The 16,661-nt window shown below is 42.0% G+C and carries 13 protein-coding genes and 1 other annotated feature; all 13 genes read right to left on the bottom strand.

The features are described from left to right. Positions 1 to 19: 19 nt before the first annotated feature. Entirely contained in the window at positions 20 to 769 is a 750-nt protein-coding gene (locus ACK8P5_RS09445; RefSeq protein WP_422660687.1) for a metal ABC transporter ATP-binding protein, read from the bottom strand. Between the two features lie 69 nt (positions 770 to 838). Then, positions 839 to 1,783, bottom strand: a complete 945-nt coding sequence (locus ACK8P5_RS09440; protein WP_422660686.1) for a metal ABC transporter substrate-binding protein — start codon at positions 1,781 to 1,783, stop codon at positions 839 to 841. A gap of 201 nt (positions 1,784 to 1,984) precedes the next feature. Next, entirely contained in the window at positions 1,985 to 3,958 is a 1,974-nt protein-coding gene (gene metG / locus ACK8P5_RS09435; protein WP_422660685.1) for a methionine--tRNA ligase, read from the bottom strand. A 71-nt stretch (positions 3,959 to 4,029) separates the two neighbouring features. Further along, positions 4,030 to 4,287: a binding site (T-box leader), on the bottom strand. A 51-nt stretch (positions 4,288 to 4,338) separates the two neighbouring features. Next, entirely contained in the window at positions 4,339 to 4,605 is a 267-nt protein-coding gene (gene yidD, locus ACK8P5_RS09430) for a membrane protein insertion efficiency factor YidD (RefSeq protein ID WP_422660684.1), read from the bottom strand. Then, on the bottom strand, positions 4,602 to 5,093 hold the full coding sequence (locus tag ACK8P5_RS09425; protein WP_422660683.1) for a Fur family transcriptional regulator: 492 nt from the start codon (positions 5,091 to 5,093) through the stop codon (positions 4,602 to 4,604). Before ACK8P5_RS09425 ends, yidD begins: the two co-directional genes overlap by 4 nt. 199 nt (positions 5,094 to 5,292) lie before the next feature. After that, the gene (locus ACK8P5_RS09420; RefSeq protein WP_422660682.1) at positions 5,293 to 8,085 is read right to left on the bottom strand and encodes a stalk domain-containing protein; all 2,793 of its coding nucleotides are present in this window, start codon (positions 8,083 to 8,085) and stop codon (positions 5,293 to 5,295) included. Positions 8,086 to 8,246: 161 nt separating this feature from the next. Further along, a complete protein-coding gene (gene nagZ / locus ACK8P5_RS09415; RefSeq protein ID WP_422660681.1) occupies positions 8,247 to 9,869 on the bottom strand; it encodes a beta-N-acetylhexosaminidase in 1,623 nt (540 codons plus the stop codon). A 47-nt stretch (positions 9,870 to 9,916) separates the two neighbouring features. Next, on the bottom strand, positions 9,917 to 10,705 hold the full coding sequence (locus ACK8P5_RS09410) for a response regulator transcription factor (RefSeq protein ID WP_422660680.1): 789 nt from the start codon (positions 10,703 to 10,705) through the stop codon (positions 9,917 to 9,919). Further along, positions 10,683 to 12,533, bottom strand: a complete 1,851-nt coding sequence (locus ACK8P5_RS09405; protein WP_422660679.1) for a cache domain-containing sensor histidine kinase — start codon at positions 12,531 to 12,533, stop codon at positions 10,683 to 10,685. The genes ACK8P5_RS09410 and ACK8P5_RS09405 overlap by 23 nt, the downstream gene beginning before the upstream one ends. A gap of 25 nt (positions 12,534 to 12,558) precedes the next feature. Then, positions 12,559 to 13,386: a carbohydrate ABC transporter permease gene (locus tag ACK8P5_RS09400; RefSeq protein WP_422660678.1), complete on the bottom strand. Its 828-nt coding sequence runs from the start codon at positions 13,384 to 13,386 to the stop codon at positions 12,559 to 12,561. Then, complete coding sequence (locus ACK8P5_RS09395) at positions 13,386 to 14,270, bottom strand: carbohydrate ABC transporter permease (RefSeq protein WP_422660677.1); 885 nt, start codon at positions 14,268 to 14,270, stop codon at positions 13,386 to 13,388. Before ACK8P5_RS09395 ends, ACK8P5_RS09400 begins: the two co-directional genes overlap by 1 nt. Before the next feature lie 90 nt (positions 14,271 to 14,360). After that, complete coding sequence (locus ACK8P5_RS09390; RefSeq protein ID WP_422660676.1) at positions 14,361 to 15,722, bottom strand: ABC transporter substrate-binding protein; 1,362 nt, start codon at positions 15,720 to 15,722, stop codon at positions 14,361 to 14,363. Between the two features lie 181 nt (positions 15,723 to 15,903). Then, positions 15,904 to 16,641: a pyruvate formate-lyase-activating protein gene (pflA, locus tag ACK8P5_RS09385; protein ID WP_422660675.1), complete on the bottom strand. Its 738-nt coding sequence runs from the start codon at positions 16,639 to 16,641 to the stop codon at positions 15,904 to 15,906. Positions 16,642 to 16,661 lie beyond the last annotated feature (20 nt).

The following is a 16,661-nucleotide window of genomic DNA, read 5'->3' as shown; positions in this document are numbered from 1 at the left end:
TTTATATCATCTTATTTTATTAAACGAGTGAGTGTTGCAGATCTTGTTTTGTACAGTTTTCAATATCATGTGAGTGACGTACAAAAAATTGAATTTTCCCGTTCTGCTGCACTGGAGAAGTGCCTAAATAGCCATTTACCATATCCAGATCATGTGTCACCATCAAGAAGGTCATATTGTGATGTGCATGCATATGGGTGATCAATTCAAAAAAACTTGCTTGGGTCTCCGAATCGATTCCTTTCGTAGGCTCATCCAAAATGAGTAAATCCGGACGGTTGATTAGCGCCCTCGCAAGAAAGACGCGTTGCTGCTGTCCACCTGACAGCTGACCAATCCGTTTGTGTGCTATATCTTGTATACGCATGACTTCAAGTGCATCATCACATTTCTGCTGCTGCTCTTTGCCGATGCGACGGAACATATTTTTTCGGTAATAAAGTCCTGACATAATGACTTCACGCACTGTTGCTGGGAACAGTGGATTAAAGGCGTTCTTCTGCGGAACATACCCGATTCGCTCCCAATCCCTGAACTTACGGACCTTCTGACCGAATAATTCAACACTGCCTTCAGTCGCTGGCAATAAACCCACGATCATTCGCAGTAAGGTCGTTTTCCCCGCTCCGTTGGAACCTACAATTCCGACAAAATCGCGTTCTTTGACGGCAAAATCAAGATCTTTGATGACCTGCTGCTCCCGGTAGGAAAATGATATATTTCTCAGTTGTATAATCGATTCGTGACAATCCTGTGGTGCTGGTATCATACCTTGGCCGCCTTTCTCATTATTTTGCTAATAAACATAAGATTTCTCAAAACCTTGTGATCCACCTTACTATTGTAAAGCCTTAGTGAGATTTTGCAAATTTTTCTCCATCAATGTGAAGTAGTTATCACCATTCTGTTCTTGTTCTTTCGTTAAGCCTTCTACAGGGTTAAGTACGAGCGTTTCCACACCGGTCTCAGAAGCTAAGGTCTTAGCTAGTTTATCCGATACGAGCTCCTCAAAGAAAATATAGCGTATACCTTTCTCTTTCACTGTCTTCGTCAGCTTAACAAGGTCCTGTGCACGAGGCTCAGCATCTGGAGACAAGCCCATAATAGCATATTGCTCCAGGTTATAATCCCGGGCCAGATAACCAAATGCCTGATGAGACACAACAATTTCATGTTTAGGAAGTCCTGATAATTGTGTTGTAAATGATTCATCTAGTTTTTCTAACTTTTCCTTAAGTCCAGCATAACGCTCATCATAATAGGCCGCATGATCTGGATCGACTTCTACAAGACTTTGATGAATATTATGTGCCATAACTAGAGCAGACTTTGGACTTACCCAAGTGTGAGGGTCTACATGGTGACCATGATCTCCTTCTTCTCCGTGTCCGTGACCGTCGTCCCCTTCAGAATCAATAAGCTCAATTCCTTGACTAGTTTCTACCGGCTTAACCTGCGTATCTTTATTAAGTCCTTTCAAAAATGAAGGAGCCCATCCTTCAAGACCAGCACCATTATAAAGGAACAATTGAGATTTCGATGTATTAATAATATCCTGACTTTTCGGTGTCCAGTCATGAGGCTCTACCCCAGTCGGAAGGAGATTTATAACATTTACTTCGTCTCCACCAATCTCTTTTGTAAACTCATAGATCGGATATATCGTCGTTACGACATTTACTTTCCCCTCTACAACGCCATCTGTTTGGCTTCCACAAGCGGTTAGACCCATTATTAATGCTAACATCAGTATTCCGTAACCTGCTTTGATTCTATGTTTCATCTTATGTTTACTCTCCGATCTATTGTTTTAATCGTAATGATTACTAACAAGATTATAAGAGCATCTGAAAGATCTTGTCAACTAAATCGTAAAAATTACTATTAAGAGTATGTTCTTATACTTTTAAATATGTAAAAAGAACGGTACACCCCATTAACAGGGTATACCGTTCTGAAATGAACCATTCAAGTAAGAGATGGTTTATTTTACGATCGCACCGTTAGGCATGCTATCCGGTACTGTTGCGAGCGTAAGCTCGCTACCTTTTGAAGCCGCCAGTACCATACCTTGAGACAATTCTCCTCTAAGCTTGACTGGTTTCAAGTTCGTTACACAGATGACTTTGCGACCAACGAGGTCTTCCGGCTTATAAAACTTTGCAATACCAGATACAACCTGACGCTGCTCATAACCGAGATCCAATTGAAGCTTAAGCAGTTTATCTGCTTTTTTAACCGGTTCAGCGGAAATAACTTGAGCTACACGAAGCTCAACTTTAGCAAAATCTTCGATACCGATCTCCTCTTTATGTTCAATCACTTCATCCTCTGCAGGTGCCTCAGGCTTCGGTGCTTCTTCTGCAGCTTTCGTGCCACCTGTCATAGCCTCAGCGATGTAGGCAACCTCTTGCGGAACATCCAAGCGAGGGAAAATCGGATCTCCTTTAACAAGCTTCGTGCCGGCAGGAATGCTGCCAAGTGCACGTCCACTATCCCAGGTTGTCAGCTCACCTTCTTGAATACCAAGCTGCTGCCAGATTTTCTGAGGAGTGCGCGTAAGGAATGGTTGCAGCAAGATGGAGGAAATTCGAAGTGATTCAACCAGATGGCTCATCACCGAAGCTAATTCTTCACGCTTGCTGTCATCCTTAGCGAGTCCCCAAGGCTGTGTTTCGTCGATGTACTTGTTGCTACGGCTAACGAATTGACCGATAGCTGTTAGTGCAACCGAAAACTCCATATTCTCCATCGATTCTTCTACCTTGTCGTAAACTTCCTTTGCCGCTTCTTCCATAGCTGCATCAAATGCTGTTACTCCGGTCTGATAAGCTGGCACCTCTCCCCCGAAATACTTATCAACCATCGCAACCGTACGATTTAACAGATTACCAAGGTCATTCGCAAGATCAGAGTTAACACGCTCCACAAAGCTTTCCGGTGTGAATGTTCCATCAGCTCCGAAAGGAACTTCACGAAGTAGATAATAACGGAGTGCATCGAGGCCATAACGATCAATCATGGTTACAGGATCGACAACGTTTCCTTTAGATTTGGACATCTTACCATCCTTCATCAAGAGCCAGCCATGAGCGAACACTTTTTTAGGAAGTGGAAGGTCTAGAGCCATGAGAATAATCGGCCAGTAAATCGTATGGAAACGGACGATCTCTTTACTCATCAGATGTACATCTGCCGGCCAGTATTTATCAAACAGAGAACGATCTTCGGTTCCATAGCCAAGCGCGGTGATATAATTCAAAAGCGCGTCGATCCATACATAAATAACATGCTTCGGATCGCTCTTCACCTTAACTCCCCACTCATACGTAGTACGAGAAACTGCAAGATCCTCAAGCCCCGGCTTAATAAAGTTGTTAATCATTTCGTTCTTACGGGAGATCGGCTGGATAAAGTCCGGATTCTCTTCATAGAACTGAAGGAGACGGTCTACGTATTTGCTCATACGGAAGAAATAACTTTCCTCTTTTACCAATTCAACAGGACGGCCACAATCTGGGCAGTTACCATTTACGAGCTGACGTTCAAGGAAGAACGACTCACATGGTGTACAATACCAACCTTCATAATCCCCTTTGTAAATATCACCTTGGGCAAGCAGTCGTTCAAAGACATCTTGAACAACTTGCGTATGACGCTTTTCTGTTGTACGGATAAAGTCCTCGTTCGAAATATCAAGCTTCTTCCACAGATCTTTAATGCCCGCTACAATGTCATCAACGAATTGTTGTGGTGTCTTACCCGCTTCAGCTGCTTTTCGTTCAATCTTCTGACCATGTTCATCCGTTCCTGTCAGATAGCGAACATCAAAACCGCGCAGACGTTTATAACGTGCCAGAGCATCACCTGCTACAGTCGTATAAGCGTGACCGATGTGCAGCTTGTCGCTTGGGTAATAGATCGGTGTCGTAATATAAAATGTCTTCTTGTCTGTCATGATTAACCCATCCTTTTCACTAATTTATCGTTTATTTTGGTCTGTGAAAACACAACAAAAAACCCTCATCCCTATGGGACGAGAGTTATCTCACGTGTTACCACCCAAATTCCCTGTACCCTTACGGGCAACAGGCTCACCGACCGCCTATTCAAAGACGACCGTCCATTAACGCTGGATCACGCCACTCCTTTACGTCCAGACGAACTGGATCGCTCAAAAGTGGTTCCTCCAAGACCATTTTCCAAAAATAACCTTGACCGGTTTTCAGCTTCCCCGGCTCTCTGTACAAGATTTGATTTTCGTACTTATCTCTTCCTCGGAAATGCATATATAACTTCAATATAATCAACGAACCCTTCGGGTGTCAAGGTTACTTGTCACGGGCCTTGAACTTCCACATCATTCGAAGCCCCCTTACGTGGTGGAACCAGATCAATTCCTCCCGGGTTAAAAGGATGGCAGCGAGCAATACGCTTGGCCGCTAACCATGATCCTTTCAGCGCTCCGTGCACTTCGATAGCTTCCAGAGCATAAGCAGAACACGTAGGATAAAAACGACATGTAGCCGGTTTCAAGGGTGAAATGAACTTACGGTATATGTGGATAGGTACCTTTACAACACGACTAGCTGAAATTTTACTCATGATAAAGATTCCGTCTTTCCATCTTCACACGAATTTGTCTTATGTGGTGATGTGTTTTTCTTCAGTGTTGTCGTATCCTTGGCACACTCTTTACAATATCCGAATACTTCAAATTTATGCTGAACCACTTGGAAATCCTCTGGACCATCGGTCACTTGCATCGGACAAAACTTGATCGGATAAGTCTTCTGACACTGAAGACATATCATGTGATGATGATGATGTTCTTCATTACAGCTCGCTCTAAATTTAATACCTTCTTCAAACACAACCTGTTCCAGCACACCAAGATCATATAATACTCTAAGATTGCGATAAACCGTATCAAAACTGAGACCACTATATTTCTTACCCATATATTCGTATACATCCTTAGCTGTTAAATACCCTGGATGTTCTCCAAATAATTTGGCAAGTGTCTTACGCTGATCGGTAATGCGCAGCCCGTTCTCGGACATGCCGTTTATGATCTGTTCCGTCGTCAGCATACGCAGTTAACCTCCTGATCGCTTAAATGTCTAGGTCTTTCATGTCATCTATTAATAATGCATGAAAAAATGTGCCTAGTCAACGAGACAAGTCTATGGTAGACACCGACAGAATTCAAAATCATCTCAAAGGAACTGATCAATAGACATAAAAAGCCCCAAGTTCCTCTTAATCGGACACTTGGGGCTAGGTTTAACCTTAATTCGATTTCAATTCTGGCAATGGCGTGAATAGGAAGTTGATTGGTAAGCTGCTACCCGGTGCAGCTGTAAACGTAATTTCCACAGACTGCTCATAGGTACCCGTACGATATAGAATACTTGCCTCGTTAGGCGCAGAAGACGCAGCAGAGTTCGGTGCACCTACGATATTTCCATTGACCATAACAACGCCCATGTATTTACCTCCACGGGGATTAAATGAAATCAATGTATTAGGAGCTACTCGATTCAACTTTATGCGGTAGACAACACCAAAATTACCTGAATTAGAGGTCTGATAACCTGTTATGCCGTCATGACCAACTAGATTCGGATCACTTACCTTATCACCAATTGCAAGACGAGAAGGTGTGTTACCAATCAGTTCATTCGATTCAATGATACGTGTAGCATCCGAATAAGTACCCCGGTTATGGACTCCATCACTCGGATGTAGTCTTAAGAAAGGAAGCTTTTGAATAGGGTCTTTGTTCTCTTCAATCATGACAATATCATAACGAACAGGTGAATCCGTATAAAGATCTGCAAACATCGAAATTACTTGTTCATTCTTCATCGGAGTCGCACTCAGCTCCTGTAAAATGACTCTGCTCTCACCTGGTTTTAGGTAGATCGACTGATAATCCTTACCGGACTGCATGGATTCTAAGTATCTCTGTACAGACGCCTTACCCGTAGCTGTAGGAATATTAATTGGACCGCCAAATCCTACATATTGTGTCGTTAACAAGGCATTGGTGTCATTAATATTAGTCGCAACGACATACATTTTCATCCGTTTACCTGTAGCATTCAAATGATGGATCATAAATCTAGTCGATCCGATCCCTGTTTCGCGATATACGATTCCTTCCGTGTATACCGTTTCTGGACTATTACTACGGATTAGCGTGGTAGGTTCAGAAGTTCTTGAGTAAGGAAACTCCTCCATCGACGGAACCTTAGAGCCGTCAAAGATGTATTTTTCACCGATTTTTGAGAATAGCTGACTGAATTCTTCACGTGTATATAACGTTTCAGATGTAATGATAAGTGTCTTCTCATAATAGTTCGTAGCACCATGTTTATCGGTTACAGTCAATCCAACTTTTACGGGTCCAGGTGTGAAAAATGCTTCAGCATTATTATCCCAATCCCATTTTACAATCGCATTCTCATCATCCGTACTTTGATCGGTATAAGTGATTCGTTCACCCATCTTGTATTCATCTTTATCCGTGATAAACATAGCAACCGGCGGTTCGTTAGGAGTTAATACCTCGATGGTTACCGAATATGGATCACTCCACTCACCACTTGAGTCCTGAACGGAATATGTAATCGTCCGCACACCAGGCTCTGCAAAAATCTCCTCTCTACCTTCCCACTTCTCATCAATAATTGGGAGACCCAATGGAGAGTAAGGACTTGTCTTATACCTCACCTTTGTCTGTCCTGCAAAAATCTCATCATTCTCGATGGTGAAGGAAGCAACTGGCTTAGTACTCAAAGAAAGAATAATCCGTTTATTCGTCTGATCCACTTTATATGGGATATCTAGGGCCTGTGTAATCGAGGTCAGCGGTACCATAAATACATTGTTGGATTGATATGCTGCACCTTTCATCGTAGTTTTTACACCATTCACGGTATAGACTTTGCTATCCGTCTTGAAACGCAATGTATCTGCCCCACGAGTAATTACTGTTTCTTTCGTGGAACTGTCATAGGCCAGTTTCAGCCCAACACGCTCAACTAATGAACGAATGGCTACATAGGATACACCGTTCTTCACAGCCATCGGCTGTCCCGCAATATAAAGCTTTCCATTGTGGTACATTTTATCGCTATTCATCATGAGAATAAGACCTGATTCATTCGGGATAGGCGGCTCGGGATCTACTACTCCACCACCGTTTCCACTTCCGCCGGTCATAGAAGAAAGGTCTAGAATGATCTTCTTCTCGGGCTGATTTACTTTATAAGGTATACCTAATGCTTGTGTAATTGAAGTGAGAGGCACCATAAATGTATTCTTGTATTGATAGGAAGGCCCCTTCATTTGCCGTGACTCACCGTTAACCTTATAAATACTGCTATCCGTTTTAAAACGAAGCTCATTGCCGTCTTTAATAATAATGGTTTCTTTCGTAGAATTATCATATGTAAGTTTCAGACCAGCCCGCTCAACCATAGCTCGAATCGAAATATATGATACCCCACTCTTGACAGCCATTGGCTGAGCTGCCTTATAGAACTTGCCATTGTGGTACATATCGGCGCTATTCATGATTAGTACAAGCTCATTACTGGATACAGCTAAAGTATTCGTTTCCTGTTTCTCCGTGTTTAGGGATTCGGTTTCATCCTGACCCTTTTGGTCATCTGACTTCTCGCTATCTTTATCCTCTTCCACTTCATCGACTACCGGTTTATCTTGCTGAATCGGTTCTTGCTCCAATTGCTCTTGTTGTTCAACTTCTTCTTGATTGTTGTCCTTGCCATTCATTTCATTATTATTGATCTTATCTGATGATGAAGTATCTTCAACGGCTTCCGACGGGTTATTTGGTGTCAATGGTGACTTAGTCGCATGGCTTGAGGCATCTGCCTCTTGTGATTGCAACTTTAGAGATTGCTGTTGTTCTAATTGTCCGCTGTTCGTCGCCTCGGATTGAACCATATCTTGACCGGGTACGATGACAGCAGAAGACTGCGCACTCACAGGCACAACAGATAATATCTGTGCCATGACAAGTACAGTGATGATGGACATTCTCTTAAGTTTCATTTCTGCTCCTTCAACTCCTGTGTGATTTTGATTCTCTCTATCTAAACATCATAGTATTAGACGCCCACTTCCGGTAAAAGTTGCTATATTTCTTCCAAAAAAGAAAAAGCCGGGAGATTCCCCCTCTGTTGACAGGGCTCCCGACTCTATAAATCTATGAATTAATTCGCCTTCGAACCTGATTCCTGAACATCATTCAAGCTTACCGGAAGTTTCCCTTCCGGTATCACGTCTCCATACAATACTCCTGAGAGTGCATCCATATAAAATGGTGTGTTCTCATAACAACATAGATATGTAGGGACCTGAGAAATCTCATTCAAATCATAAGGATTACGTGTTGAAGCAACAATCAATTTCACTGATCCAAGCTGCATTAGTTTCTCGACTAACTTACGTTGACCTGAAGAAAGCTTGCTCTCGGAAGTATAAGTCGCTACGACAACCTGCTTATAATGTTTCGCTTCTTGGACAGCCGCCTCAACTTCCTCATCTGTCAAATCAGTACCGATGCGGATTTCCTCTACCTTCCCTTTGCTCGCAGCTATTGCGTCACCTAACGTATAGGAACGACTCCAAGCTTCATCTACCTCGGTCGCTTTTAATAACTCTGGCCAGTATACAAGTGTGGACACTTCACGGTCTAAAGGTAGCTGCTGCTCATCTCGTACAAGTGTAATTCCTTTAGCTGCAATTTCAAACAATAATGCTTCAGCACTGCTACTTATTTCTGCAATATCAACAGCTGGTAAGTTCGCTGCCTTCTCTGCATTTCGCATCTTAAGAGATAAAATCCGCTCAACGGAGGAATCAATGCGCTCTTCCGTTATACGTCCACTCTTAACAGCTTCAACAACGGCTTTGATTGCTGATTCTTGTAGTTCCAATCTATGACTGACAAGCACACAATCTGCACCTGCTTCAATAGAACGAACAGCGCCTTCTGGTATTCCAAACTCTTTCGCTATCGCATGCATCTCTAGACAGTCCGTAATAATTAGGCCATCGAAGTCTAGCTCTTCACGGAGCAGTCCCGTTAATACAGCATATGACAACGTAGCTGGAATGGGATCTGGTTCAATAGCCGGGAAGCTAACATGTGCAGTCATAATGGCATCGACGTTACCTGCTATAGCTTCTTTGAATGGATATAACTCCACTTGTTCAAGTCTAGTACGATCATGAGGCACAGAAGCCAGACCTAGATGGGAGTCTACACTTGTATCTCCGTGACCTGGAAAATGCTTAGCCGTCGCGGAAACACCCTCTTCCTGATAACCCTTAATTGCAGCTACGCCATGAGCAGCAACCGTCTTGGGATCTTCTCCAAAGGATCGAACGCCTATTACTGGATTTAATGGATTGTTGTTTACATCGATACAAGGAGCAAAATTCATATTAACACCAAGAGCTCTAAGTTCCTTAGCTCCAATCTTTCCAACCTCGTAAGTATAATCCGTGCTTCCAGCCGCCCCTAGTGCCATATTACCTGGAATCCGGCTGATCCCTTCATGATCAATTCTTGCAACCATACCACCTTCTTGGTCGATAGAAACGATAAGTGGCGGCTCACCGCTAGAAGCAGCCAGTTGCTGGAGGGATGAAGACAGCTCGGATAATTGTGAGAGTTTCTGTACGTTTCTGCGGAAGTATACGATACCACCTACATGATGCTCCTGGATCAATTTTTTGGCATGCTCATTCGGTGTTAAAGCATCAAAACCACAAATAAACATCTGACCAATCTTTTGTTCCAGGGTTAAATCTGAGACCTTCCAATTCATAACATACTAACCTACCTTCTTCATTAATAATTGATACAAACAACATCTTACAACGCATTAGAGCTTCCGCATACTTCTCTGAACTCGGATGGCGTCATTCCGGTAGCCTTCTGAAACACTTTTGTGAAATAGCGCCGTTCATGGTAACCGACAAATGCACCAATCTGAGCGATATTTTTATCGCTGTTCGTTAGAAGGAACTTGGCTGCTTCCATACGCTGCTTCGTTAGGTACTCAACAAAAGTGATACCCACATGGTTCTTAAACAATAGACAGAAGTAACTGGAGCTAATTCCAAGATAGTCTGAAAGCTCCTCAATCCCCAAATCCGAACCGAGATGTGTATTAATGTAATCAAGAGCGGACATCATCAATTGTTCGGGTGGCTTCTTGACTGAATCAGGATCTGGATCACTATCGATTAAAGAAACCGAAGTGAAGTATTTCTCTTTCACCTGCTTCTTCCGGATCTCATCACCGATCTCACGAATTCGATCTTGTAACTCAAAATAATTAATCGGCTTGCTAATATAATCCTTAACACGTAACTTGATTGCTTCACGAGCATATTCAAACTCTTGATAACCCGTGAGCAAAAATATTTCTGCTGTGCTTCCTTTTTCTCTTAATTTCATGATAAACGTTAATCCATCCATCACCGGCATACGTATATCACATAAAACTAAATCAGGATCATGCTCTTCTGCAATGACAAGAGCTTCCATCCCGCTTCGAGCAAGTCCAACCACTTCCATGCCCATATCCTTCCAAGGAACGACCTTGTTAAGATTATTAAGAATAGGGGCCTCATCATCAACCAATAATACCTTTAGCACGTTGCCCTTCCCCCCCATCATAATTGGGTATCACACAATGTATCACTGTACCTCCAGGCTGGCTTGAGCATATAAATAACCCATATCCATCACCATATTGAATTCGAATTCGATCGGCGACACTGCGAATACCAAGCCCCCGTCTTTCCTGATTCAACTTTAAGTCCTTTCCATCCATAAGAGGCGATTCTTTATCTTCAGGCATCATATATTCAAAGACCGACAGCTGCTTAGAAGACATCCCCAGACCATTATCCTCAACACTAACAATCAGATTCCCACGTTCACTCCATGCTTTGATCAAAAGTTTCCCTGTGTAATCAATGCCTTCAAAGCCGTGCTGAATGCTATTCTCGACAAGCGGTTGCAGAGTTAGCTTCATGATTCGGCACGACAACAACTCTTTGGGCACATCAATCTCATAATCAAACACATCTTCGAAACGGAACTTCTGGATCTCCAAATAACTTCTTAAATACTTCAGTTCTTCTTCCAGTGTAATCTCTTCTTTATCCTGAATACTAATTCGTAAAATGCTAGCCAAACGATATACCATCTCGCTGACTTTACGTCCCTCATTCTGAACAGCAAGAACATTGATAGATTCTAGCGTATTAAAAAGGAAATGTGGCTTAATCTGAGCTTGTAACAACCGCATATGCGCTTCTGTTTTCAATCGCTGCTCATTACGAATCTGGTCGAATAATCGATTGATACGATTCATCAGATCGTTAAATCCTTTTGATAAGAGGAGGAGCTCGTCCTCACCCTTTTCCTCAACCCTAGCACTCAGGTCCCCATCTTCCACGCGGCGCATAAAACGAACAATGACTGCGATCGTTCCTGTAATACGGTTCATGAAAAATTTATTAAAGGCGATTGCCGTAATTAAGCAAAGACCTAGAATGACAATAAACCACTTTGCAAAGGAGGTGACCTCTTGGGATAACGAATCCCATTTTGTTACGGAAACCACGCTCCATGGATACCCTTCAAGCTTATGGATCGATACAACACTCTCTTCTCCATTAAATTGAGACTTAAAGCTCTGATATTCGGATTGATAATCGATATCATGCTTCATGAACGTGTTCATATTATTTCCGTCATTTTGCTCTCTTGGATCAAAAAGAATCAGACCCTCATCATTCACAAGTAAGAACGATGTGTCTTGCAGATTATTCGGAATCGTCAAATTACGGAAAATCCGTTCGAATTCAAGTCGCTTAATCTGCACAACGAGAATCCCTTCTTTACGAAAAGTCTCCATGTTCTTCACAAGTCGAATTTGTGTAAATACAGGCTCCATTCCACTGAGTTCAGGATATTCATGCGGTGCGATCCACTTTGGAACCCCGTTAAGTTTAATGACTTCCTCGTAGAGATGACTCTGTTTGAACTCGGTAAACGGAAGGGCACCGAAATTCTCCTTCGTAAATAACGGCACATGACTCGACTCTCTATTCATATTGTATAGAAATGCAAAGCTGATGGCTGGATGGTTGTATAGAAGGTTACGGAAATTCCGCTGACTCGCATTCAATGTTAGTTGTTCCGAGTTCGTAATAAAGTCTTGAGAATCCGGATCATCGGCTTTTAGCGCAGTTGTAAAAACCGATGATGCGATACCACTATCCGTTACATTCTCCATCTCATCAAATACATTTAATATACTGTAACTGATCGCTTTTAAGGAGTATTCGGCTTGCTGACTGTATTTCTTCTCTATTGAGTTATACGTGACAAAGAAGGTGAACAAACCCAATACAAGTAAAGGAATGATGATTAGTCCTAAAAATGCTGTAAACAACTTGTTCCTCAGGTTCATACACAATCCCCTAATTCATTGTAAATTAACCTTTCACACTGCCTGCTGTTACTCCTTCAATGATCTTCTCTTGAAGAATCGCATATATAATTAGGACAGGCAGTACACTAAATACAATTCCGGCAGACATCTGCGCGTAATTCGTATTGTACGCATCCCTAAATCCGACCATGCCGACAGGAAGTGTTCTTAGTTCTTCGTTCGATAAGAAATAGTTAGCTAACAAGAACTCGTTCCAGTTACCTAGGAAGTTAATAATAAAAACCGTTACGATGGCTGGCACTGTCAATGGGAGAATAATTCTCATAAATAAGCCACCCGATCGTAATCCATCAATTACAGCCGCTTCCTCAATCTCACCAGGCAATGAACGCATGAAGGCGGCAAGAATGATTACGGAGAACGGGATAGCATTCGCAACATAAGGCAAGATCAGAGCCATATGTGTATTAAGGATATCTAGTTTTTTCATTATACCGTAAATTGGTAGTAAGAGGGAGTTATTCGGAATCAACATACCGATTAATATGAGCTGAAATATAATCGCGCTGATTCGGTTATATCTCATTCGAGTTACTGCAAAAGCTAGCATTGCCGCAAACAGAATGGATAAACACGCAGATAAGATACCAATATACAAACTATTAAAGAAATAAGTGCTAATCTTGGCATTCACCCAAGCATTTACATAGTTATCAAATACGAATGTATTCGGAAGTCCGAAGGGATTCGTTGCTATTGCTTGATTATCCACTTTCACGGAAGAGAATAATACGAAGAGAAAAGGATATAAAATGACGAGCATGTAAGCTAATAAAAAGATGTGTGGGATAGATTTTTTCAATGCTCTCATCAGTATTCAATCCTTTCGTTACGTCTTGCAATCAGCAACTGATAAACTACCGTTATTATCATGGTGAATACAAAGATTAGAACAGCAATTGTATTTCCGAATCCATGCTGGAAGCTCGTAATAGCATATCGAATCATGTAGGTTGCCATTACATCAGTTGAACCAAAAGGACCACCTTTGGTCATAACGAGAACAATGTCTGCAGCTTTCATCGCTCCAGCGATAGATAACATAATGACAACGGATATAATCGGCATAATTAGTGGAAGTGTAATTTTGATTGCTCTCTGAAATCCGGTTGCACCGTCAATCGCAGCTGCCTCATCTAATTCTTTAGGTATCGAAATAATCGCGGCAAGCACCATAACGATATAAAATCCGGTCCACTGCCAGGCGTTAGTTATCAAAATCGAGATCATAGCCCATTTCTTCTCAGACAGCCAGTAGATCGGCTCGACTCCAAACAAACCCACGATTTCATTCATTAAACCGAAGTCTGGGTTATAAATGAAGCCCCACAAAATACCGATTACAGCGGTGGACATGATAGATGGAGCAAATACAGCCGTTTTATAAAGACCTTTAAGTTTCTTAACATTTGCAATAAGTAATGAGAAGAAAATAATTATAGGAACCTGGATAAAACATGAAAATAGAATGAAATACACATTATTTCTAACGGATTTCCAAAAAGCAATATCATCAAATGCTCGCGTGTAATTGTCAAAACCAATGTACTTAACGTCTTTAGATATCCCATTCCAGCTCGTAAAACTGTTATCGATCGCTGTATAAATAGGATAGATGAAAAAGGCCAAGAACAAGATGAATGCCGGCAGAACAAACAGAATATAAATCAGAGGATTTCTCAGCGCTTTATTCATGGTAACCTCCGTAGTTTCATGTCTTATACTTAGCGGAAAGGGCACCCCCAGTCTAGCGGGTGCGCCCTCTCCCTAACTATTCTTCCTTAATTACTCTTCAGATGAATTGGCTGCATCTTGTGCAGATTGTACATCTTGGAGCATCTTCTCAGCATCGATTTCGCCGCCGATCACCTGCTGAATTCCAAGGCTCAGTGCCGTATTTACACTTGCTTGAACCAATGCATCAAACGCAGGGAATGATTTGTCGATTTCGCTTACGGCTTTGAAGATATCCTGCATGATCGCCTCATCAGACGTAGAGTTCATTGTCGCTACATCCATCTTCATCGCTGGCAATACGCCATCTTCTTTCAGACCACGAAGCTGCATTTCATCCGTCCACATGTTCTTGATGAATTCTTTTACCGCAGCCATCTTTCTAGGGTCATCCTGAATAGAAGCTGAGAAGCCATAACCATTGTTCGCATCTTGCATGACAACTACCGGATCACCTTCATTTACAGGAGGCAGGTTAAAAAATCCAATCTTTCCTACCATATCACCAGCTTGTTTCGGATCTCTGAATACGCTGTTAGCCCAAGAACCGTCCATCATCATGACCGCTTCGCCGGAAATGATTTGGTTTCTCATATCTGCATATTCGAACCCAAGCTCACCCTTTTTGTAGTACCCTTTTTCAACCCACTCTTGATGCTTCTTCACGCCTTCTACCACTTTAGGATCCGTCCACTTCGTCTCACCAGTCTTAAATCCGTAAGTAATCTCTGGTCCTGCATAGTAAGCCCATAGATTGTTTGTTGTCATTAACGGAATCCAAGCATCTTTAGAGGACTGTGCAAATGGAATTTTACCATCAGCTTTAACGGTCTCAGCAATCTTCTCTAGATCAGCAAGTGTTTTAGGAACCGTTAATCCTTTTTGGTCAAAATACTCTTTATTGTAAAAGATCCCTTCGATTGAACCACCAATTGGCAATCCGTATACTTTACCTTCACGTGTAAATGGATCCAAAGTTGTGAATTTATCTTTAATACCAAGCTCTTCAATGATCGGTGTAATATCCAGCATCAAGCCCTCTTTCGCATACACACCAGCATCAGGGCTACCAAACACATCAAAAATCTCAGGTGGTTTACCGGAAGCCATCTCGCCTCTCAGCTTCTCTTTACGATTCACTTCCGAATCTACAGCATCCAGATTTAGTTTCAATCCAGGTACTGCTTCTTCCGTCTTCTTCACGACATCTTGAAGTAAAGCCAGTCTGAATTTCTTAGCATCGCCAACTTGTGTGTGTCGAATTGTCATTTCAAACGGTTCGGTACTTGCTGCAGGCGGTGTATCTGTTCCTTTAGCTGGTTCTTCACTTGTCTTGTTACTACCGCAACCAGACACAAAAGCCGAAGTAACCAAAAGCAGCGACATCATCAGTGCTAGGCTTTTTTTCTTCATGATTATTTGACCCTCCTAAAAAATGTTTGTGTTTATATATTCATTATAGAAAGCGGTTTCAAGTTACGATAGAACTATATTTTTCTTACATAGGGATAAAATCTTCTAATAAAACAATAATACCCTTGCCTGAATAGGCAAGGGTATGTGTAACATGACCAAGTATGATTATATATGAATCCTATACCGATAGAACTTCCATTCTACCCTTCTCAATTAACTCATAAGCCCGTGCAACCTCTGCTTCGGTTGGCGTAGGCACTCCATCGAGTGGATATGTTTTTCCTAAAGCTTCCCACTTATATATTCCCATCTGATGATAAGGAAGAATCTCGAACTTCTCTACCCCATTCAAAGTTGCAATGAAACGCCCGAGCTCAAGCAAATCTTCTTCTTGGTCATGGATACCTGGAACAAATACATGTCTAATCCACATCTTACGACCATTATCGGAAAGCCAGCGTGCCATCTTCAAAGTTCGTTCATTCGACTTTCCTGTCAGTTTAATGTGCTTCTCATCATTAATATGCTTCAGATCCAATAATACCAAGTCTGTATTCTCAAGCAATTCACGGATTTTCTCCGGTTCATTGTAACCGTTACTATCAAGTGTAGTATGAAGATTCCAACGACGCTTAGCTTCCTTAAACACCTGTGTAACGAAAGGATATTGTAGGGTTGGCTCTCCACCTGAAACCGTGAGACCACCACCGGAAGAACGGTAATACTGAAGATATGGCTCTATTTCAGCAAGCGCCTCTTCAACTTCCATCTCCTGTCCTTCATTCAATGCCCAAGTATCCGGGTTATGACAATACTGGCACTTGAGCAAGCAGCCTTGCATAAAGAGTACAAAGCGGATACCCGGACCGTCCACTGTACCAAACGTTTCTATGGAATGCACATGACCTTTTATCATATGATGTCATCCTTTCCGTA

It is taken from the genome of Paenibacillus sp. EC2-1, assembly GCF_049311625.1.
In the GTDB taxonomy this organism is placed as follows: domain Bacteria; phylum Bacillota; class Bacilli; order Paenibacillales; family Paenibacillaceae; genus Paenibacillus_AQ.
This window is presented reverse-complemented; position numbering and strand designations above follow the sequence as displayed.

Coding starts and splice junctions, on each gene's coding strand:
- ACK8P5_RS09440 (WP_422660686.1), bottom strand. CDS start 1,783: ATGAAACATAGAATCAAAGCAGGTTACGGAATACTGATGTTAGCATTA.
- ACK8P5_RS09445 (WP_422660687.1), bottom strand. CDS start 769: ATGATACCAGCACCACAGGATTGTCACGAATCGATTATACAACTGAGA.
- pflA (WP_422660675.1), bottom strand. CDS start 16,641: ATGATAAAAGGTCATGTGCATTCCATAGAAACGTTTGGTACAGTGGAC.
- ACK8P5_RS09420 (WP_422660682.1), bottom strand. CDS start 8,085: ATGAAACTTAAGAGAATGTCCATCATCACTGTACTTGTCATGGCACAG.
- ACK8P5_RS09390 (WP_422660676.1), bottom strand. CDS start 15,722: ATGAAGAAAAAAAGCCTAGCACTGATGATGTCGCTGCTTTTGGTTACT.
- nagZ (WP_422660681.1), bottom strand. CDS start 9,869: ATGAATTGGAAGGTCTCAGATTTAACCCTGGAACAAAAGATTGGTCAG.
- ACK8P5_RS09405 (WP_422660679.1), bottom strand. CDS start 12,533: ATGAACCTGAGGAACAAGTTGTTTACAGCATTTTTAGGACTAATCATC.
- yidD (WP_422660684.1), bottom strand. CDS start 4,605: ATGAGTAAAATTTCAGCTAGTCGTGTTGTAAAGGTACCTATCCACATA.
- metG (WP_422660685.1), bottom strand. CDS start 3,958: ATGACAGACAAGAAGACATTTTATATTACGACACCGATCTATTACCCA.
- ACK8P5_RS09425 (WP_422660683.1), bottom strand. CDS start 5,093: ATGCTGACGACGGAACAGATCATAAACGGCATGTCCGAGAACGGGCTG.
- ACK8P5_RS09400 (WP_422660678.1), bottom strand. CDS start 13,386: ATGAGAGCATTGAAAAAATCTATCCCACACATCTTTTTATTAGCTTAC.
- ACK8P5_RS09395 (WP_422660677.1), bottom strand. CDS start 14,270: ATGAATAAAGCGCTGAGAAATCCTCTGATTTATATTCTGTTTGTTCTG.